General features: G+C 66.7%; 14 protein-coding genes. 3 read left to right on the top strand and 11 right to left on the bottom strand.

The genetic code is table 11. The annotated features are described in order from the left end of the window. Positions 1 to 37 precede the first annotated feature (37 nt). The gene (locus N5C25_RS12360) at positions 38 to 1,090 is read left to right on the top strand and encodes a LacI family DNA-binding transcriptional regulator (RefSeq protein ID WP_251101854.1); all 1,053 of its coding nucleotides are present in this window, start codon (positions 38 to 40) and stop codon (positions 1,088 to 1,090) included. A gap of 14 nt (positions 1,091 to 1,104) precedes the next feature. Here the strand turns inward: N5C25_RS12360 and N5C25_RS12355 are convergent, their stop codons facing one another. The 8 genes from N5C25_RS12355 to N5C25_RS12320 all read right to left on the bottom strand — a co-directional run bounded on the left by N5C25_RS12355 (position 1,105) and on the right by N5C25_RS12320 (position 14,725). Then, positions 1,105 to 3,663, bottom strand: coding sequence for an exo 1,3/1,4-beta-D-glucan glucohydrolase (locus N5C25_RS12355; protein ID WP_279937011.1), 2,559 nt, complete (start codon positions 3,661 to 3,663; stop codon positions 1,105 to 1,107). Beyond that, positions 3,660 to 5,069: a sugar porter family MFS transporter gene (locus tag N5C25_RS12350; protein ID WP_279937010.1), complete on the bottom strand. Its 1,410-nt coding sequence runs from the start codon at positions 5,067 to 5,069 to the stop codon at positions 3,660 to 3,662. Before N5C25_RS12350 ends, N5C25_RS12355 begins: the two co-directional genes overlap by 4 nt. A gap of 31 nt (positions 5,070 to 5,100) precedes the next feature. After that, entirely contained in the window at positions 5,101 to 6,435 is a 1,335-nt protein-coding gene (gene xylA, locus N5C25_RS12345; RefSeq protein WP_279937009.1) for a xylose isomerase, read from the bottom strand. 43 nt (positions 6,436 to 6,478) lie between these two features. Then, the gene (xylB, locus tag N5C25_RS12340) at positions 6,479 to 7,972 is read right to left on the bottom strand and encodes a xylulokinase (RefSeq protein ID WP_058982948.1); all 1,494 of its coding nucleotides are present in this window, start codon (positions 7,970 to 7,972) and stop codon (positions 6,479 to 6,481) included. Positions 7,973 to 8,138: 166 nt separating this feature from the next. Further along, on the bottom strand, positions 8,139 to 9,668 hold the full coding sequence (locus N5C25_RS12335; protein WP_279937021.1) for a tryptophan 7-halogenase: 1,530 nt from the start codon (positions 9,666 to 9,668) through the stop codon (positions 8,139 to 8,141). Positions 9,669 to 9,682: 14 nt separating this feature from the next. Beyond that, positions 9,683 to 10,705, bottom strand: coding sequence for a cupin-like domain-containing protein (locus N5C25_RS12330; protein ID WP_080398869.1), 1,023 nt, complete (start codon positions 10,703 to 10,705; stop codon positions 9,683 to 9,685). Between the two features lie 3 nt (positions 10,706 to 10,708). Then, positions 10,709 to 11,467, bottom strand: a complete 759-nt coding sequence (locus N5C25_RS12325; RefSeq protein ID WP_058982944.1) for a SapC family protein — start codon at positions 11,465 to 11,467, stop codon at positions 10,709 to 10,711. 129 nt (positions 11,468 to 11,596) lie between these two features. Further along, a complete protein-coding gene (locus tag N5C25_RS12320) occupies positions 11,597 to 14,725 on the bottom strand; it encodes a TonB-dependent receptor (RefSeq protein WP_279937008.1) in 3,129 nt (1,042 codons plus the stop codon). A 421-nt stretch (positions 14,726 to 15,146) separates the two neighbouring features. Between N5C25_RS12320 and N5C25_RS12315 the strand changes: the two genes are divergently transcribed. Beyond that, positions 15,147 to 15,704: a fasciclin domain-containing protein gene (locus N5C25_RS12315; protein WP_279937007.1), complete on the top strand. Its 558-nt coding sequence runs from the start codon at positions 15,147 to 15,149 to the stop codon at positions 15,702 to 15,704. 99 nt (positions 15,705 to 15,803) lie between these two features. On the opposite strand, the gene N5C25_RS12310 is transcribed toward N5C25_RS12315, so the two are convergent. Together N5C25_RS12310 and N5C25_RS12305 are read right to left on the bottom strand one after the other, a co-directional pair. Further along, positions 15,804 to 16,016, bottom strand: coding sequence for a hypothetical protein (locus tag N5C25_RS12310; RefSeq protein WP_010485683.1), 213 nt, complete (start codon positions 16,014 to 16,016; stop codon positions 15,804 to 15,806). 106 nt (positions 16,017 to 16,122) lie between these two features. After that, positions 16,123 to 17,304, bottom strand: coding sequence for a serine hydrolase (locus tag N5C25_RS12305; RefSeq protein WP_279937020.1), 1,182 nt, complete (start codon positions 17,302 to 17,304; stop codon positions 16,123 to 16,125). 294 nt (positions 17,305 to 17,598) lie between these two features. On the opposite strand from N5C25_RS12305, the gene N5C25_RS12300 reads away from it, so the two are divergent. Then, the gene (locus N5C25_RS12300; protein WP_058982937.1) at positions 17,599 to 18,846 is read left to right on the top strand and encodes an arsenic transporter; all 1,248 of its coding nucleotides are present in this window, start codon (positions 17,599 to 17,601) and stop codon (positions 18,844 to 18,846) included. A gap of 24 nt (positions 18,847 to 18,870) precedes the next feature. Here N5C25_RS12300 and N5C25_RS12295 read toward each other — a convergent pair whose 3' ends face one another. Next, a complete protein-coding gene (locus N5C25_RS12295; RefSeq protein ID WP_279937006.1) occupies positions 18,871 to 20,304 on the bottom strand; it encodes a porin in 1,434 nt (477 codons plus the stop codon). Between the last annotated feature and the right edge of the window lie 22 nt (positions 20,305 to 20,326).

Genomic DNA, 20,326 nt, shown 5'->3' with positions numbered 1-20,326 from the left:
CGCGCGGCAGCGCCACCAAGAACAAAGGGATCGTGCATTGGACAAGCCGAAGAAATCGGTTCGCCGCAGAACCGCAGGCGTGACGATCGACGAGGTTGCGGCCCTTGCCGGCGTTTCGCCGATGACCGTGTCGCGGGTGATCAACCAGGGCAAGGTGCGCGACGTCACCCGCGAGCGCGTGCTGCGCGCCGTGCGTGAGCTGGGCTATACGCCCAATCTTGCCGCCAGTTCGCTGGCCGCCGCACAGCACACGCGCATTGCGCTGATCTACACCAACCCCAGCGGCGCCTACCTGCGCGAACTGCTGGTGGGCCTGCTGCGCGTCGCCTCCAGTTCCGCCATCCAGCTGGTCATCGACTACTGGGACAACCTGGATGCCGACTCCGAACGCAGGGCGGCGCGCGCGCTCGCCGGACGCGTCGACGGGGTGATCCTGCCGCCGCCGCTCTGCGAATCGCAGGCCGCCGTAAGCGAACTGGTCAAGGCTGGCATTCCAGTGGTGGCCATCGCATCGGGTCGCCTGAGCGAGGCCCTGTCCTGCGTCCGCATCGACGATTTCAGTGCGGGCAGGGAAATGACCGAGCACCTGCTCCGGCAGGGACACACCCGCATCGGCTTCATCCGAGGGCGCGATGACCTGAGCGCAAGTGCGCTCCGCTACGACGGCTTCGTCACCGCCCTGCGCGAGGCCGGGCTGGCGGTGGACCCCGGCCTGGTCCAGCACGGTGACTACACCTACCGGTCCGGCCTGGCTGCTGCCGAAAAGCTGTTGTCCCAGCGCCGGCCACCGACCGCGATTTTCGCCAGCAACGACGACATGGGCGCCGCCGCCATCTCCGTGGCGCATCGGCGCGGGCTGGAAGTGCCGCGCGACCTGTCGGTCGTGGGTTTCGATGACACCTCGGCCGCCACCACCGTATGGCCGGAACTGACCACGATCCACCAGCCCATCGCCTCGATGGCCAACGCGGCCGTCGACATCCTGCTGCGCACCATCCGCCGTCCGGCGGGGGATGCAACGGTGCTGCGCGATCATGTGATGCCGCATCGGCTGATCGCACGCGGTTCGGTAGCCGCGCCGCCCCGGTAGCGGTAGCGCAGGCATCATGTACCGCATCCGAGGGTGACCTCGGCTTCGTTCAGTGCGCCCAGCGCGACGCGTGACACGGAGATCGTCATCGCATCGGCCGTCACCACCGACCACGGCCGGTCGATCGCGTCCAGCTTGGCGCCCGCTTTGGCCAGGCACTTCAGTGGCACGCCAACACGCTTCCACTGGCCTTGTGGAAGCGCCGCCAGCGAGGCCCCGATGGCGAAGCGTGCCGAGCAGCCCGCGCCGCAACCGACCGACAGCCACGCCTCACCCTGCGGCGCAGCGTCGACCCGCAGCGTGGTCAGCAGCATCAGGTCGCCGTTGGATTCGCGCTGCAGATCCAGCGCCGTGTGCGACTGCAGTGCAGCGACGGCCTCGCCCTTGCCCGACCAGGCCAGGCGTCGCCCATCCTCCTGCGCCAGATGATCCACGCCGGTGATCTTCAGCCGATCATCGGGCAATGCATCCGGCACGCGGGTCACGGTCAGGCCCTGGCCTGCGGCCTGCTCAAGGCGCAGCGCCATGCCGGGGCCTGCATCACCGCGGGCGAAGAACACGCCGGTCGCGCCCTCGCTGCCGGTCACGCCCGATGCCTCCGGCAGCGCGGCCAGGTCGCCGTTGTCGGCGTAGGTCAGGCCGAAGCCAAACGCAAACAACGGATCGTAGTCCTTCTGGCCGACGTTGTTGGCGTACTGGGTGGCGGTGCGCGGCCAGCTGAAACTGAGCTTGCCCTTGAAATCGTGCTGCACGCGGCCATCGCTTCCGCGCAGCAGTACATCGGCAATGCCGGCGCCTTCCGAGCCCGGCAGCCATGCAGCCACGAAGGCATCGGCGGCATTGATTTCCCGGTTCACCCAGAGCGGCCGTCCGCTCAGGAAAACCGCAACAACCGGTATGCCTTCGGCCTTGAGCCGCTTGAGCAGCGCCAGGTCCGTTTCGTTGCCGGGCTTGTAGGCCAGCGTCGGCCGGTCTCCCTGGAACTCGGCATAGGGGTCCTCGCCAAACACCACCACCGCCACATCGGGCTTCACTGCATAGCGACCGTCGACGGCAAGCACGGCTTCACCACCGGCCGCCCTGGCCTGGCGCGCGATGCCCTCGTAGATCGTGTCCGCGTTGGGGAAGTCCCTGCGGCTGGTGCCGGTGCCCTGCCAGTTGAGCGTCCAGCCGCCCGCCTGCTTGCCGACATCGTTGGCACCGTCGCCGGCCACGAGGATCCGCTGCTTCGGCGACAGCGGCAGGACGCCGTTCTGGTTTTTCAACAGGACCAGCGATTCGCGCACGGCCTGCCGGGCGACCGCGCGATGTGCTGGCGCGCCGATCAGTGCGAACTGCCCACCAACGGCCCGTGTGGATGGCCTGCCGGCCTCGAACAGCCCAAGGCGGAACTTGACCCGCAGGATCCTGCGCACCGCATCGTCCAGGCGTTGCGGCGTGATCCGCCCATCCTTCACCGCAGCCAGCGTCGTCTCGTAGAAACCCTTCCAGCTGTCCGAGGCCATCGCCATGTCCAGGCCCGCGATGATGGTCGCGGGGCAGTCTGTGGTGGTGCAGCCCTTGACCTGTCCATGACCATTCCAGTCACCCACCACGAAGCCACCGAAGTTCATGCGGCCCTTGAGTACATCGGTAAGGTAGTGCCGGTGCCCATGCATCTTTTCACCGTTGACGCTGTTGAACGACGCCATCGCGGTCTGCGCGCCGGCGGCGATTGCCGGCGGATATCCGGCGGCGTGGATGCGCACCAGATCTGACTCGCTGATGCGGGTGTCGCCCTGGTCCTTGCCGTCAGTGGTGCCACCGTCGCCGAGGAAATGCTTCGCCGAGGCGATCACATGGCGGCCATCGAGGAACTCCGGGGTTCCCACCCTGCCCTGCAATCCCTCCACCATGGCGGCGGCATAGCTGGCCACCACCTCCGGCGATTCGGAGTAGCCTTCGTAGGTGCGTCCCCAGCGATCATCCTGGGGTACCGCAACGGTCGGCGCGAACGTCCACTCCATGCCGGTGACGCGGGTCTCCAGCGCGGTGATGCCACCGATCTGCCGCAGCAGCTCCGGATTGCGCGTGGCGCCCAGCCCGATGTTGTGCGGGAACAACGTGGCACCAATGATGTTGCTCTGCCCGTGCACGGCATCAATGCCGAACAGCAGAGGGATGGCCTTGCCGCCTTTGGAGGTATCCATGGAGGCGTCGTAGAAAGCGTCGGCCAGCGCCAACCATTCGGCCGGCGAGGCGTCATAGCGGCCGCCGGGATCGGAGTTGCCTCCGGCCAGGATCGAGCCGAGCCGGTAGCGGCGCACGTCATCGGGGGTGACGCTGGCGATGTCGCCCTGCACCAGCTGGCCGACCTTTTCCTCCACCGTCATGCCGGCCATCAGGTCGGTGATGCGCTTCTCCAGTGCCGGATCTGCGGCCAGCGGCCAGGTGACCTTCGGCCAGGGATCCTTGTCGGTAGCTGCGGCGGCGGCAGCCCGGTCCTGGCCGCGGCAGCCAAGCAACCCCAGCATCAGTGCGGCGACCAGCGCACCGCTGCGGTTTACGAAGGTCTGCGATGTCATGGCGCTCATCCTTCCATCTGCTCCAGTTCCTTGCCCTTGGTCTCGTGCACATGCCGGACGACGAAAATCACCGAGATCGTGGCAGCGACCAGGTAGATGCCGTAGGTCGCCGCCAGCCCTGCCGCGGCCAGCAGCATCGGGAACGTTACCGTGACCACGAAGTTGGAGGTCCATTGCGCTGCACCGGCGACCGCCAATGCCGAACCGCGGATCTGGTTCGGGAACATCTCGCCCAGCATCACCCACATCACCGGCCCCCAGGACAGATTGAAGAACACGACGTAGGCGTTGGCCGCCACCAGCGCCAGCGTGCCCATGCGGCCGGGCAGCTGCAGATGCCCGTCGGCCAGCGAACCACTGGCAAAGGCCACCACCACCAGTGCCAGTGACAGCGACATCCCGGCCGAGCCGAACCACAGCAGGGGCTTGCGGCCGATCCGGTCAATCAGCAGTACGGTGACCACGCAGGCACCGATGCTCAGCGCACCGGACAATACATTGATCAGCAGCGCGTCGTTTTCGGAAAAGCCGACCGCCTGCCACAACACGGCGCCGTAATAGAACACCACGTTGATGCCGACCAGCTGCTGGAAGCAGGCCAGCCCGACGCCGACCCAGACAATCGGGCGGATCCGCCCGGTCCCCCTGCTCTTCAGGTCGGACAGTCGCGGGCGATGGTGGTCGTTGGACAGCGAGGCATCGATCTCCTCGAGCGTGGCGCGGGCCTTGTCGCCGCCGAGCAGCCGGGTGAGCACGCGCAGCGCGTCGTCCTTGCGCCGCTTCACCACCAGGTAGCGGGGGCTCTCAGGAATGGTCAGCAACAGCAGCAGGAACAGCAGCGATGGCGCGGCCTGCATCCAGAACATCCAGCGCCAGGCGGCCTGCCCGCCCCACAGCGGTTCGGTCGACGCGCCCGCTGCGGCCGCCAGCAGGTAGTTGGACAGGAAGGCAGCGGTGAGGCCGGTGATGATCGCGATCTGCTGCACGGTAGCCAGGCGGCCGCGATAGCGGGCCGGAGCGACCTCGGCAATGTAGGCCGGCGAGATCACGCTGGCCGCGCCGACCGCGAATCCACCGACCACCCGCGCGGCAATGAACCAGCCCGACGACACCGCCGCCCCGGCACCGAGTGCCGACAGCAGGAACATCACTGCCGACAGGATCAGCACGTTGCGACGGCCCAGGCGGTCGGCCAGCCGGCCTGCACTGAACGCGCCCACCGCACAGCCCAGCAGCATCGACGCGATCTCGAACCCCTGCATCCACTCACCGGACCGGAACGCCTGGTGCAGGCCATCCTGGGTACCGTTGATCACGCCGCTGTCGAAGCCGAACAGAAAACCGCCAATCGTCGCCACCACGCTGATCAGTACGATCAGCCGCGTGTTCTCACCGCTGCCTGCTGCCTGGTTCATCCCCGTCCCCTTGAGTGCGCCGTTGCCGCGTTCAGCGCAGCAGGTATTGGTTGAGCAGGTTTTCGTAACGCTCCTGCTTGCCGCTGGCCTGGCGCGGTTCGCCGAGCCGGGAGGCCAGTGCCGCCAGGTCCGGCAGGCTGAGCGTGCCGCGCTCGAACTGCTGGCCGGCGCCACTGTCGAAACTTGCGTAGCGCTCCTTGCGCCATTGCTCCCAAGGAGACTCGGTCAGCAGTGCATGGGCAACCTCCAGGCCGCGTGCGAACGCGTCCATGCCACCAATGTGGGCAATGAACAGATCCTCCAGGTCGGTCGACTCACGGCGCACCTTCGCATCGAAGTTCAACCCGCCCTCCAGCCCGCCCTGGCGCAGCACGACCAGCATCGCGCCCACGGTGTCGTACAGATCGCTGGGGAACTGGTCGGTGTCCCAGCCGTTCTGCGCGTTGCCGCGGTTGGCATCGATGCTGCCGAGCAGGCCATGATCGGACGCGACCTGCAGGTCGTGCTCGAAGGTATGGCCGGACAACGTGGCGTGGTTGGCCTCGATGTTGAGCTTGAAGTCCTTGTCCAGCCCGTGTTCCTTCAGGAAGCCCACCACCGTGGCACTGTCGAAGTCGTACTGGTGCTTCATCGGCTCCATCGGCTTGGGCTCGATCAGGAAGTTGCCCTTCAGGCCGATGCTGCGGCCATAGTCGCGGGCCATGGTCAGGAAGCGTGCGAAGTGCTCGATCTCGCGCTTCATCTGCGTATTGGCCAGCGACGCATAGCCCTCGCGCCCGCCCCAGAACACGTAGTGCTCGCCACCGAGTTCGACCGTGGCCTCCAGGGCGGCCTTGACCTGCACCGCAGCGCGGGCCACCACGGCGAAATCGGGATTGGTCGATGCGCCGTTCATGTAGCGCGGGTGCGAGAACAGGTTGGCCGTGCCCCACAGCAGCTTGACGCCGGTGGCCTCCTGGCGCGCTTTGGCCAGGCCCACCATGTGAGTGAGGTTCTTCTGGTACTGGCCGATATCATCGGCATCCGGCGCCAGGTCGATGTCGTGGAAGCACCAGTACGGCACGCCCAGCTTGGTGAAGAACTCGAACGCCGCGTCCACTTTCGCTTCAGCCGTGGCCAGCGGCGAGCCCGCCTCCCACGGGAACTGCCGGGTACCCGGGCCGAACGGATCGTGCCCGGCATTGCAGAAGGTGTGCCAGTAACACACGGCGAAACGCAGATGCTCCTGCATGGTCTTGCCACCGATGACCCGGTTGGCATCGTAGACCTTGAAGGCAAGCGGATTGTCCGAACCCTTGCCCTCGAACGGAATGCGGCCGATGCCGGGGAAGTATTCCTTGGCGCCGATGAAGGGCTGCGTGCTCATGGTGCGTGCTCCTGTCGTTGTACGGGGTGTCGTGGAGGAGCCATCAGCCGCGCTGCAGCGGCGTGATGGCATCAAGATGACTGAGGAAGCGTGCGTAGGCCCGTGCATAGGCATCGCTGCGGTCCGGATCCGGGCGCGCGGAGAGCGTGGGATCGACGGTGACGTGCCGTGCGGTGATGTCGCTGATCGAAGTGGCGTTGCCCTGCGATCGGGCGAGCGACCACAGCGCCTGTAGCGCCGCTCCAAACGCCGCGCCTTCGGCCTGCACCGGGACCTCCACGGGCAGGCCGAACACATCGGCCACCAGTTGACGCCAGGCAGCGCTGTTGCTGCCACCGCCGGTGAGCACGATGCGATCAAACTGCATGCCCGCGCGGACGAAGGCGTCGTAGCCGTACTTCAGGCTGTAGGTCGCGCCTTCAATGGCGGCGCGGTACACATGCGCCGGGGTGAAATTGGCGGTGTCCAGGCCGGCCAGCACACCCTTGCCGAGCGGCAGGTCCGGCGTACGCTCGCCATTGAGGAAGGGCAGCATCACCAGCCCGCCTGCTCCCGGTGGCGTCGCGCGCAGGTGCGCATCGCCGTCGCGAGTGCTGAAGCCGAAGGCACGGGCCACCTGTTCGGTCGCCACGGTGCAGTTCATGGTGCAGATCAGCGGCAGCCATCCTCCCGTGGAAGAGCAGAACGCGGCCCAGGCGCCGTCCGCGTCGATCACCGGCGCGCTGGAATAGGCGAACAGCGTTCCTGACGTTCCCAGGCTCATCGCCAGGCGTCCTTCGGTGACGCAGCCAGTGCCGATCGCGGCCATCATGTTGTCGCCGCCGCCAACGGCCACCTTCACCGCCGCTGCAAGCCCGAGCGCGGCCGCGGCCTTCGGCGCGATATCAAACAGGGCGTCGGGTGCGGCGATCGGCGGCAGGCAGGCGGCAAGATCACGATCAGGATCGGTGGCGCGCAGCAGTTCCTGCGACCAGGTGCGTGTGCGCACGTCCAGCCAGCCGGTTCCGGACGCATCGCCAAGCTCGCAGAACCGCTGCCCGGTCAACACGAAATTCAGGTAGTCGTGTGGCAGCAGGATGGTCGCCAGCCGCGCATAGGCGTCGGCACGGTGGATCCTGGTCCAGGGCAGCTTGGACGCTGTGTAGCCGGCCAGGATCGGGTTGCCCGCCAGCGCGATGGTCCGTTGGAATCCGCCCACGGCGTCCATGATCTGGATGCATTCGGCCGAGGTGCTGGTGTCGCACCACAGCTTGGCCGGCGCCAGTACCTCGCCAGCATCATCAACCGGCACGAACCCATGCTGCTGCCCCGATACCGCCAGTGCGACGATGCGAGCGCGCAGCGAGGGGTCGATCCTGGCAAAGCAGTCGCGCAGGGCCGACACCCAGTCGGCAGGCGCCTGTTCACGGCTGCCGTCGGCACCGCTGTCCAGCGTGAGCGGCGCGCTGGTGACGGCGGCCACCGCTTGCGCCTGCGGGTCGTAGACCAGCACCTTCAGGCTCTGCGTCCCTGCATCGATCCCTGCAACCAGACCCATCGAAACCGCCTCCGATCAACAAAAAGGTAGCGCTAACATTCCGTGGACTCAAAAAAGGGGGCGTGCTGTCCGGCCCCCTCGTTGCGACCGCATGCGTCATCGCCTGCGGTGTTACCGCACTGTAACCAGCTGCAGCGGAAAAAGCGTGCTGCAACGCAAAACCCTGCTATGCGATCGTCGCCGTCGAACGCCACACGTCTGCGCCAGACCTGCAGTACTGCGCAATGAACTCTGCCTGGGTCGGCATCTGCGCCGCGGCGTGATGCACGGGCTGTTGGATGCCCTTCAACAGGGTGCGCAGATCGGCGTCACTCACCGCCCGCGCCAGCGGATGCGGCGGGCCTGGCGGAATGCCCTGCCCGAGCAGAACGCTGGTCCAGGACTCGATGCGGAACAGCTCGCCGGGGTCCTGCCAGGCGTGCGCACGCTCGCGCCACGCCTGCAACCGCTGCTGCAGCGATCCGGGCACGCTCATCTCGCGACACGCCTTCCACATCGGTTCGGTGCGCTGCGTTGCGTGATAGTGCAGGATGATGAAGTCGCGCACGTGCTCCATTTCCTGGCGGCTGACATCGTTGTACAACTGCACCAGCGACGCACAGATGCCGTCGAACGGGAACAACTGGATCAGGCGCACCACCGCGCTGATCGTCAGATGGATGCTGGTCGACTCCAGCGGTTCGATGAAACCGCTGGCCAGCCCGAGCGACACCACGTTCCTGTTCCAGGCCTTCAGCCGGCGCCCGCTGCGGAACGGCACGTTCCATGGGTCGCGCAAAGGCGGAGCCCCTGCATCACGCAGCAGTTTCGCGGCGGCCTCGTCATCAGACAGATGGCGGCTGTCATACACCAGCCCACAGCCTACGCGGTGCTGCAGCGCGATGTGCCAGCGCCACCCCGCCTCGTGGGCGATCGCCCGGGTATAGGGCACCGGCGGCGCCACCGCTTCGGTCTGCACCGCCACGGCCCGGTCGCACGGAAGCCATTCGTGCCAGTCCTCGTAGCCGGTGCCCAGCGCCTGCTCGATCAGCAGGCCACGGAACCCCGTGCAGTCGATGAACAGATCGCCCTCGATCACCTGGCCGTCGTCCAGTACCAGCGCCTGAACCGAGCCGTCGTGCGCGTGCTGCCTGACCTGGGCGATCCTGCCTTCGATCCGGCGCAGGCCGTTGGCCTCGGCCCTGCCGCGCAGGAACCGCGCATACAGGCTGGCATCGAAGTGATACGCATAGCTGGCCTGCGGCTGGGTGTGCAGCGAGAAGCGGTCGCCGCGCGACGCGATGCTCTCCAGGCAGAAGTCGCCCAGGTCCGAGGGCATGCCGCGGCGCAGGCTGTCCAGCCAGAAGTGATGGAAGGGAGCCGCCCAGGTGCCGTGGCCGATGGTACCGAACGGATGGAAGAAGCGATCCCCCGGCAGCCGCCAGTTCTCGAACGAGATCGACAGCTTGAAGGTGCCGGCCACCGCGCGCAGGAACTCCTGCTCATCGATCTGCAGGAAGCGATGGAAGGTGCGGATCGGCGGCACGGTGGACTCACCGACGCCGACCGTGCCGATATGCTCGGACTCGACCAGCGTGATCTGCAGCTGGTCACGGAACTGGTGCGCCAGCGCGCAGCCGGCCAGCCATCCCGCTGTACCGCCACCGGCAATGACCACCTTGCGGATGCGCCCTGCAGGCGTGCTCTCGGTATCCAACGCGGTGCCCTCTCTCAACGGTTGAGCCTGCCCAGCAGCATCGCGCGCATGCGGCGGGCGCGCTGCTCGTCGAACGGTGCCAGATCCCCGCGCGCGGCATCAGGCAGGTGCTGCCCCGCGCGCTCGCCGGGGCCGAATACGTAGTAACGGAAGAGCCCTTCCCAGGCCTGCTTCTCACGCGCTGGCAGGTCGCGCACGGACCACATCGCGTGCTGCAGCGCCGCCAGCGGCGACCCCAGCCAGGCCGGCGAGCTTCGCCACCAGTAGTTCACAAGCACGTTGAACGGCTCCAGGCTGCGTACATGGTGCCACCACATGCTGGGAATGAAGATCGCATCGCCGGGTCCAAGTACCGCGCTGCGTGCATGCGCCAGCGCCTCGCGGAAACGTGGATGCCGATCGAAGTCGGGGCGCTCGAAGTCCACCACGCTGACCACCTGTCCGCCCGGCGTGGGATCGAGCGGGCCCGGATAGAGGTTGTCGATCTGGGCGGGCGGGAACAGGGTGAACTCACGCCGCCCCACCGCGCAGCAGGCGAGGTTGTCGGGTGTGTCGAAATGGCACGAGGCCGTCACCCGGTTGCCGATCCAGATGCCGGCGGTGGCGTCGATGCCCTGCTTCGCCAGCCCGGCGTCGTTGGCCTGCGCGAATGCCGGCAGCAGTGCCCGCTCGATCGGCAGCGAGGCCACGTAATAGGTTGGCGGCCGAGGCGCATGCAGCGTCGTGGCGATCTCTTCCAGCACCTGGGCCAGACCGCCACGCCGCACTTCGAAGTTCAGCCGGGTGAAGTCCGCGCTGTAGAACGGGCGGCCCGCGATCTCGGGGCCGCCGAACGAGTACTGGATGGGCGCACCCGCATCGACGCTGCACAGGTACACCATCGCGTCGTGCACGCCGCCCAGTCCGGCCTGGACCAGTGGCCAACCGCTGGCGATGCCGCGCAGTACGACCGGCTCACCGGCGTCCACCAGGTCAGCCAATGGCAACGCGGCAGGATCGATGCCTTCCAGGATCCGCATCGGCAGGCTGGCGTGCACCGGTCAGTTCCTGACCGCCTGCGTGGTGCCGTCCTGGACGCGGAGACGGCGCTGCTTCTCGGCGATCAGGCGGCGCATGTTATGCAGCGAGGCAAGCATCAGGTACGCACCTTCCAGGTAACCGGCGCGGTTCAACGCAGCCAGGCGTGAACTGTCCAGCGCCGCCAGGCGCTCGCGGTCAATGCCGTGCAATCCGCTCACGCCCACGCGGTGATGCGACGCGAGCTGCACATCAAGCGTGACCGGCTGGATGAGCCCGCAGTCGTCGAGCATCGTGAACATACCGGCCGCGAAGGCACTTCCCTCGTGGATGCCGCGCAGCACGCCGGCGATGTGGTCCAGGTAGGGCGTGTTGCCGCCCTGCGGCAGGAACACCGGCTCACCGGCGCCGGCGGTGACGCGCGGATGGTCCAGGTCCACGTGCATCACCGCATCCTGGGTGAGCAGGCCATCCACGTAGTGCTCCTGGAACCCGATCAGGAACGGCCCTTTGGCGGCCGCACCAGGCAGGTAGGAGGCATTCCAGCGCCCGTCCTGCAGGAACAGGTTCTCGTGTTGTTCGAAACCCAGCAGGGCCACGGACTGCCACGCTTCTGTCCCGGTTTCCCTGCGCAGGAAGATCGGATACTCACGCTGCAGTTCAGCGAACTCGCTGGGATAGGCCGGCACCATGCCCACCGCATCGCCGAACTGCGGCCCGAATCCGGTGGCGACCTTCAGGTCCCGATGCGCGATGTTGTTGAGCATTTCGTAGCGGGCCATCAGGGTATCCAGTCCAGTGTGGGTTGCTGGCCGGCAGGGTAGCGCAGGCGCGACAGGTGCGGCGACACCGTCCCGGCACGGCACCGCTGGCGGGCAGCGGTGCCGTGCCGGACGCATCGGCAACCAGGTTCAGAACTTGTAGCGGACGCCCAGCATGTAGCGCGGGCTCTGGTCTGCCAGCTTGACGATCATCTGCGACGTGCGCGAGCGCCACCGCACATCCTCACCGGTCAGGTTGATCGCCTCCAGGCTGAAGGACCAGTGGTCATCGAGCGCGTAGTTGACGCTGAGATCCCACTGCTCGTACGGCTCCACATAGTACGGATTGCGGCTGGAGCCCTGGTTGGCCAGGATCAGGTACTGATCGCGCCAGTTCCATGCCAGTCGCACCGACCACCCGTACTTCTCGTACATCAGCATGGCGTTAGCGGTGTCGCTCAGGCCGGTGAGCGAGAACTGGTCGATACCCGGATCGCCGCCGTTGTTGTAGCCGACATCACCTTTCACCACCGTGTAGTTGGCCAGTACGCCGAACCCGGTGTCACCGAAGAAGTACTGCCCGCCCAGCTCCCAGCCGTGCAGCTTGGACTTGTTCTGGTTGATCGGGCGATTGACGTTGAACTGGTACAGCGGATCGTTGGCCTGCCCATACAGATCGTAGGCCGCTTCGGTGGCCAGAACCTGCGCATCGGTTCCGTTGTAGGCGCCCAGGCCAGCAGGATTGTTGCGCAGCAACGCCAGTGCGGTGAACAGCGAGGTGTCGTTGGCCGAGCAGGCGGCCGCGTTGGCCGGCCCGACCTGGGCGACGCAGGCGCCGCTGGTCAGGAAGTCCAACGCCGCCCGTGCATCCGGCCCGGAGGTGGGGTCGGTGAGGCCGTACAGGCTTTCCTGGACGACGGTGTTGCCGATGAAGTTGCTGACCGACTTGTTCCAGTAGGTCAATGACACATAGCTGGCATCGGCGAAGTACCACTCCAGCCCCAGGTCGAGGTTGTCCGATTCCAGCGGCTTCAGGCTCGGGTTCTGGGAATTGCCGCTGGCGCGCGAGGAGGGATCGATCAGCACCGAGCCGAACGGCTGCTGGGCCCCGGGTCCCGCATAGAGATTGCCGTACGGCGCGCGGGCGATGCTCTTGCCAAACGACACACGGCCCTTCAGTTCCTCGGTGAGGTCGATGCTGAAATCGAGGTTGGGCAGGATGTAGCTGTACCGCGCCTTCTCCGTGAAGGGCTGCTGCTCATCGGACAGCACGATGCGGAAATCGTTGTTGGCCTGCCACTCGATGGATTCGGGAACGGCAATGACCGAGGTCGACACCACGTCGGTGGTTTCATAGCGCACGCCCAGGCGGGTGTTGGTGCGCATGCCGCCCAGTTCCCCGTCCAGTTCCACCTGGAAGTACGCCGCCTTGGTCTTCTCTTCCACGAAGTTGTCGGCCGCGCGTTGCGGATTCACGCCCAGGCCGACGCCGTACTCGCCAGATGCCCATTGCGCGAGCTGTCCGGCATTGCCGCGCCAGGCCGGCCAGCTGTTGGCACTGTAGTCGTCGAACAGGCCGACGATGCTGACCGGCTGCAGCAGGTCCATCAGGCCCGCGGCGGTATCCCGGTCCACGTTGGCCACGCCCCAGTCACCCAGGGTGGAGTAGGCCTCGGCGGCCTGGATGCGGTGGGTGGTGGACTTGTTGGTGTCCACGCCGAACTGGAAGCGGCCGTGGTCGAAGTTCCATTCGCCATCGACGCGCGCCTGCTTGATCTCGCTGATCTGGGTCTGCGCGTTGACGCGCAGCACCTGCGTGCCAACCTCGCCTTCCTGGAAGCCCGGGTTGACCACGCCATTGGTCCCGGCGACCGCCTCGGCGGTGCTGGGATACCAGACCTGGGTGCCAACCGGCAGGCCATTGTTGAAGTTCAATTCCTGCACCCAGGAGCCGCCACAATGCGGGCCACGGGTGCAGTTGTTGGTGCCGGCGATGCTCATGAAGATCGAACCACCGCCGGTCAGCGGGTCATTCGGGCGGCTCTCGTTCTTGGAGTTGTGCGCATCGAAGCTGAGCTTGAAGCGGTCGCTGACATTCCAGACGGCGTTGAAGCCCAGCGAGCCCAGCTTGTACTCCTGCATGCTGCGCTGCTGTTCCAGGCCGAAATCCTTGGTGCCGGCGATCTCACGGATGTAGACCGGCGTCGCGACGGCGCCACTGGTGTCGAACTCGACGTTGGTGTAGTTGCTGTTCTGCAGCCACATGCCCTGCTCGCCACGATTCTCGGTGATTTCGTTGGTCGAGTAGGTGTAATCCACGGTCAGGGTCAGGCTGTCCGTCGGTGCGAACTGCAGCACCGCCTGGCCGTTGACGCGTTCGCGTTCGAATTCGGAGAACGCGTAGCGCAGGTCGTTGGGCCGCGCGTAAAGCTGGCCGACGGCCGGGGCATTGACCACGGTCGGGTTGCCCGGCATCGACCCCGTCCACGGCTGCACGTTCCAGTAGTTCTCCGTGGCCTGGACCGAGCCACCCTTGCGCTTCTGCTGGCTCGCGCTGAGGCTGACGCCAAAGGTCTTTTCCGGATTGCTGTAGCTGAAAATGCCCGACAGCTCCGGTGTCAGGTCATTGTCGAACGGCTGGCTCTGGTCGGAGACCAGCTTCGCCCCGGCGTTGGCCACGATGCCGGCGTGATCGAGCGGGCGCGAGGTCAGGATATTGATCGTCGCGCCGATGCCACCGCTGGGCACCTGTGCCTGGCTGGTCTTGTAGACCTCGATGCCATTGATGGCCTCGGCGGCCAGCTGCGCGAAATTGAAGGCGCGGGTGCCGCCGTCGACACCGCCGATGGCCACCTGCCCGGAGGCACCGAAAGCATCGGCGCCGGGCATCTGGCGACCATTGAGCGTGACCATGTTGAACTGCGGACCAAAGCCACGCGCGGTCACCTGCGCGCCCTCGCCGTCACGGCGCTCGATGGAGATGCCGGTGATGCGCTGCAACGATTCGGCAAGATTGGTATCGGGGAACTTGCCGATGTCCTCGGCGCTGATCGCGTCGACCACGCCCGCCGAGTCGCGCTTGATGTCCATGGCCTGGCTCAGGCTGTTGCGTATGCCCGTGACCTGCACTGCATCGAGCTGGGTGGGCTGCGACTGGCTCTGCGGCTGCTGCCCGGTCGCCGGTGCTGCGTCCTGCGCAAAGGCAGGATTGATGACCAGGGCGCCACCCACGAAGGTGAACATGGCCCGGGACCGGAACTTCGCCAATGCGCGGCTCATGAACCGGACCTCGGGGCCAGGGTGCCGCGGAAACTGCAAGTGCTCATGAAAGTCCCCTCTGACATACGATCGAATGGATGTACCGCCCCCTCCCAGGGGCACGCACGGGCGTGGCCCGCATTCCAAACCGAACAGCACGGGTGCTCGGGCACGCCGCGACTTACACTTGCTTTTCAAGCCTGCCAGGACAAACACGCGGCAAAGAAGGCAGCCCCTGGACCTTGGATCCCCGCCCGACTGGTAGCGCTACCATCGCGTTGCAGCGGAGAGTAATCACCCCGGTTCGCGCTTGTCACCGTGCAGCGCAGCAAACCAGCAGCGCGCGGCACAGCTCATGACCCGGCTGCTGCTGCATCCGGTCAGGCGCACCCGACGTAGGAAGGATGCCCGCACTTGCGGGTCATCCAGAAAGGAACGCACCGTGAACGCTCTTCAGCGCATCGCCGCCGCAGTCGGCTTCGCCCTACTCGTTTCGTCCGGCTCCTCAGTTTTCGCCGCCAACGCCGTCATCGTGGGCGGGGCAGAGATGTACCCCACCAGGACCATCGTCGAGAACGCCGTCAATTCCAAGGATCACACCACCCTCGTTGCAGCGGTCAAAGCAGCCGACCTGGTCGACACCCTCGACGGCACCGGGCCCTTCACTGTTTTCGCGCCCACCAATGCGGCCTTCGAAAAACTGCCTGCAGGCACTGTCGATACGCTGGTGAAGCCGGAAAACAAGGCACAGCTGACCCGGATCCTGACCTACCACGTCGTCCCGGGCAACTACAGTTCGGCGCAGCTTCTGGCCGATGCCCGCAAGCACGGCGGCAAGGCCACCCTCAAGACCGTGCAGGGTGAGCCTCTCACCGTAGCGCTCCACGATGGCAAGCTCTGGATCATCGACGCAAAGGGTGGCAAGGCAGGCATCAGCGCTGCAGATGTCAGTCAGTCCAACGGCGTCATCCACGTGGTCGACACCGTGCTGATGCCCTAGTATGCGGCCTCATGCAACGGGCATCCGGCGCGATGCCCGTTGCCCGGGCCGGTCATGCCGCCGTCAACATGCGGATGCGCGGCCGGCATGGCGCAGCGGCTACCACACCGGTCCCAGCAGCTTCGTCACTTCGGCCTCCAGTTTCTGCGCGGCCTCGTCCTGGGAGGCGACCTTGATGCACAACCCCGACTGTGCCGGTCCCGGCACCAGCTGGTAGCGGTTGATGGTGCCGCCACCTTCACCGTCCAGCGCTACCCGCGCCACTACCGTTCGGCCATTGGCGTGGAAGGTCCAGTCCTGATAATCAAACATGCTTCAGTAGATGTGCGGCCAAGATGTCATCCCACTTTAGGCGGCACGACAGTGAAGAACGCTCCAGGAAAATGTTCAGCGCGCGTGGACATGATGGCGACAGGGCCTATTGCAGTGCCCGCGCCAACTGCAGGACATCGGCGAAGAAGGAGGGATAGTCGTCCTGTGGAGCGTTGTGGCTCTCGCGCCGGTGGATCAGGCGCACTGCGACGACACGCTGTTCCGGAATGATCATCAGGTATTGGCCCAGGTAGCCGTTGGCGGCGAAGCCGACGACCGGCCCCCGTGTGATGTCGTAGAGATCGGTGAGCTTCAGGCCGCGCGCGGAGATCTGGCTGCCGTAGCGCTGGGACCAGTCCGCGCCCAGTTGATCGGCAAGGAAGGCGACCAGCGTGCTGCGGCTTTCGAATACTCGCCCTGCACTGGCCTGCAGTGCGCGCTGCACGTCGTCGTCCACCCTCCTTTGCACCAGCAGATCCTCTAGCCGGGGCTTGAGTTGGTAGCGTTCCCAGGCCGGTACCCGCCACCACAGCAGCCCAACATCTGGCGCACGGGCGCTTTCGGTCGTCATCAACGCGACAGACTGCTCACTCAGGAGACGTTTGCCATCCGGCGCCACGCCTCCGTCCAGCAACAGTTGCCCGATGGCGGCAAGATCGGCCGCGCGCAGGGACAGCCCGGCCATGCCCAGCGGGGTGCCTGCCTGATCCTTCATCCAGGTGTAGTGGGCAATGCCCAGGGGCTTGAACAGGCGCGCGTCCAGATAGGCATCCAGCGGCTCGCCTGCCAGGCGCTCGACAATACCGGGCAGCAGGTTGGTGGCCTTGTTGTTGTAGGAGAACACGGCACCCGGGGCATCGCTCAGCTCGGCGGCCAGTGCCAGCCTGACCAGGTCCGGGGCCCCTTCCAGCTCTTCGCCCGCGTTCGCCACGTTCTGCAGGCCCGAGGTATGGTCCAGTAGCATGCGCACGGTGATGGCGCGCTTCCTGCCCTGCTTCCATTCGGGATAGATCTGGCTGACCGGCGTATCGATCGAAGCCAGCTTTCCTTCGTCCAGCAGCAACGCAATGGCCAGCGCGACGACCGACTTGGTGGCCGACATCAGGTGAACCGATTCCTGCCCCGCGGCGGGCTTCAGCTCAAGCAGCGTCTCCCGGTCGTGCATTACCAGGACCGCATCGGAATGCGCGGCGCGCGCGTTGCGCTCGATCGCGGCAAGGGCTTCGGCACGCGTCGCCGCTTGGGTGGGCCCGGCGATGCCGAACACCAGGGCCAGGGCGCAGGACAACCAGCAGGATCTTGGCATCGCAATCTCGTCCAATGAGCGTGTGTGCAGTTTGACTACATATGTAGTCAAGCCGCAGTGCCTGAAGTCATGCCGCGCTTGAGTGCTGAAGGTGGGCTGGGCGCCGCCCCGGCCCACCTGCAGCGCGGTCGACTGCAGCGGTCGCCATGCCGCGCCGCACGGTATGATGCGGCGACCCGGAACCTGCGATGATTGCAGCGGCCGCCCATCCGCTGATCGCGCGCGCCAGGACCCCCTGCGCCGGGGTCGCTGCCGGTGCCGCTGAAGCCCCACTCCATGCTCGCCCCCCAAGCCCCCCTCGTGATCTGGGCAGCGGTCGCCGTTGCCACCATCGGCCTGCTGTTCCGTCCTTTCCGCATCCCCGAATATGTGTGGGCGTTGTGCGCTGCCGCCCTCTTGCCGTTGCTGGGCGCGGTGTCGCTGCACACCGCATGGGGCGCGGTGGCCGAAGGCCGCGACGTCTACCTCTTCCTGGTCGGCATGATGATGCTGGCCGAACTGGCGCGGCGCGAAGGCCTGTTCGATTGGGTGGCGTTGTACGCGGTGCGGCATGCGGGCGGATCCGGGCGACGCCTGTTCGACCTGGTATTCCTGGTCGGCACGCTGGTGACGGTGTTCCTGTCCAACGATGCAACGGCCGTGGTGCTGACCCCGGCGGTTTACGCTGCCTGCAAGGCGGCGCGCGCCAATCCCCTGCCCTACCTGTTCGTCTGTGCATTCATCGCCAATGCGGCCAGCTTCGTGCTGCCTATTTCCAATCCGGCCAACCTGGTGGTGTACGGCCAGCACATGCCGCCGCTGCTGCAGTGGCTGGCGCAGTTCGCGCTGCCGTCGGCGGCGGCGATCGGTGCCACCTACCTGGTCCTGCGCTGGGTGCACCGGCGCGAGATCGCCCAGCCGCTGGTGGCCGCGCCGGCACATCGCCCGTTGACCGACGGCGGCCGGCTGAGCGCACTGGGCGTGCTGTTCACCGGCACCGTGTTGCTGGTCACGTCCGCCTTGAACGGGCCATTGGGCCTGACCACGTTCTGCGCGGGCACGCTGAGTGTGGCGGTGGTGGCGATCCGCCAGCGGCGCAGCCCGCTGCCACTGCTGCGCCACGTGTCCTGGGGCGTGCTGCCGCTGGTGGCGGGACTGTTCGTGCTGGTGGAAGCGGTGGCACAGACCGGTGTCATCCAGAGCGCGGCCAGCGCACTGCAGGCCGTGGCGCAGGCATCTCCCCGCCAGGCCAGCTGGCTGGCCGGTGGCGCGGCCGCGCTGCTGAGCAACGTGGCCAACAATCTGCCGGTCGGCCTGGCCGCCGGTTCGCTGGGGCAGATGGCCGATCTGCCGGCGCAGACCCGTGCCGCATTGCTGGTCGGCGTGGATCTGGGGCCCAACCTGTCGGTCACCGGTTCGCTGGCGACGATGCTGTGGCTGGTGGCGCTGCGTCGCGAGGGCGAGCATGTCAGCGCGCTCGACTTCCTGCGCGTCGGCGCGCTGGTGATGCCGCCGGCGTTGATCGGAGCACTGCTGCTGCTCTGATCGGCGCGCGAGCGGCATGCGCTGCTAGAAGGCCACCTGCAGGCGGGTGTTGAAGGTGGTGCCTTCATCCATGCCCTGGCCGGTGCCGCTGCGGTTGCGGGTCTGCCAACGGATCGCCTCGAACATCACGCGGCTGAAGTCGTTGAGATACCAGTTCGCACCCAGCGTCCACGCGTGGCCGGTACCGCCACTGGGCAGCTCGGCATAGTCCACGTCCTCGTAGCGCCCCTTCAGTTCCCATGCCCCGGCGCCGCCGCGGGTGACAGGATCGGCCACCTTCACGCGTCCCCAGGTGCCGGCCTTGCCCGAATAGGCCGGCCTTGCACCGGCCAGGAACCAGCCAGCCGAAATCGCCCAGGCCTCGTGGTCCAGATCGTAGCGCCCGCTGGCGCCGGTCCCGCGCAGGTTGCGCGTACCCCATTCGCCGGTCGCCCAGGCCGGCCCGAAGAAGCCTGCCAGTTCCGCGCCATGGGCCGTGCTGCGCTCGGCGCCCAGCAGTGTGCCCGGCGCAATCTTTACCAGGTCGTTGAAGTGCCCGGCGATGGCCGAACTGCGGACGACGCCGCTGGCGCCTGCGGCGATCTCCTCGTGGAAGGCCCAGGCCCCCAGGTGCACCGTGACTGCGTCGTTGGCCACCGGGTTCCAATGCACGCGCGTGGCCCAGGTCTGGCTGTCGTTGTCGGTGCCGGCGTTGTTGAGATCATTGCCGGCCACCGAAAGGCTGGCATGCCAGTTCTTGCCGTACACGCGCTCGGTCAGGCCGACACCGAACAGGCCGCGCTGCGGCAGCATCAGCGTGCCGACCACGTTGCGGTCCTGGAAAGGCGTGTTGGACGTGCTGCTGGAGCCATCGATACCGCGATCATTCAAGCGGTTGCCCATCGTGAGATCGGCCGGCAGGCCGAACAGCGTGTGGTCCAGCGTGGCGTAGACCGACTTCCACGCGACCGCGTTGTCGGCGAAGTCGCCCTCCACGACCCAGCCCAGGGTGCCGTAGCGCCCTTCGGCCCCCAAGCGTACCGAACGGACCTCGGTACCCGAAACATTGCGGCCGGCGACCGCCGAACCGTCGGTGCTGGAGGCATCGACGAACAGGCGTCCGCGCGGACGGAACGCCACGGCGCCATCGGCACTGCTGAACTCCGGCGCACCCTTGGCCCAGGAGACCTTCGGCAGCCTGGACTGGCTGGTTTCCAGTGCGGCCACCCGCGTTTCCAGCGCAGGCAGGGGCGGCGTTGACGGTGCGCCCGCACTGCCCTGTCCGCCCTCGACGGCGCGGAGGCGTGCTTCCAGTTGCTGGATCTGCAGTGCCTGCTGCTGCACCAGGCGTGACAGCTCAGCCTGGCTCAGCGGCGCGGGCAGCGAGGACGTGGACTGTGCGTCGGCATGGCCGCTGGCCAACAGCAGGCCGAGCGCGACCGGCAGCGCTGCCAGCGGCAGCACGTTGGAATGGTTCATGGGCTCTCTCCGGCCAGCCGGC

The sequence above is a fragment of the Stenotrophomonas sp. GD03958 genome (assembly GCF_029839005.1).
In the GTDB taxonomy this organism is placed as follows: Bacteria; Pseudomonadota; Gammaproteobacteria; order Xanthomonadales; family Xanthomonadaceae; genus Stenotrophomonas; species Stenotrophomonas hibiscicola.
Note: the sequence above shows the minus strand (reverse complement) of the source record. Positions and strands in the feature narration are given on the sequence as shown.

Excerpts from the sequence above, each read along its gene's own strand:
- N5C25_RS12355 (WP_279937011.1), bottom strand. The coding sequence starts at position 3,663 with ATGAGCGCCATGACATCGCAGACCTTCGTAAACCGCAGCGGTGCGCTG.
- N5C25_RS12300 (WP_058982937.1), top strand. The coding sequence starts at position 17,599 with ATGCTCGCCCCCCAAGCCCCCCTCGTGATCTGGGCAGCGGTCGCCGTT.
- N5C25_RS12310 (WP_010485683.1), bottom strand. The coding sequence starts at position 16,016 with ATGTTTGATTATCAGGACTGGACCTTCCACGCCAATGGCCGAACGGTA.
- xylA (WP_279937009.1), bottom strand. The coding sequence starts at position 6,435 with ATGAGCACGCAGCCCTTCATCGGCGCCAAGGAATACTTCCCCGGCATC.
- xylB (WP_058982948.1), bottom strand. The coding sequence starts at position 7,972 with ATGGGTCTGGTTGCAGGGATCGATGCAGGGACGCAGAGCCTGAAGGTG.
- N5C25_RS12320 (WP_279937008.1), bottom strand. The coding sequence starts at position 14,725 with ATGAGCCGCGCATTGGCGAAGTTCCGGTCCCGGGCCATGTTCACCTTC.
- N5C25_RS12350 (WP_279937010.1), bottom strand. The coding sequence starts at position 5,069 with ATGAACCAGGCAGCAGGCAGCGGTGAGAACACGCGGCTGATCGTACTG.
- N5C25_RS12325 (WP_058982944.1), bottom strand. The coding sequence starts at position 11,467 with ATGGCCCGCTACGAAATGCTCAACAACATCGCGCATCGGGACCTGAAG.
- N5C25_RS12295 (WP_279937006.1), bottom strand. The coding sequence starts at position 20,304 with ATGAACCATTCCAACGTGCTGCCGCTGGCAGCGCTGCCGGTCGCGCTC.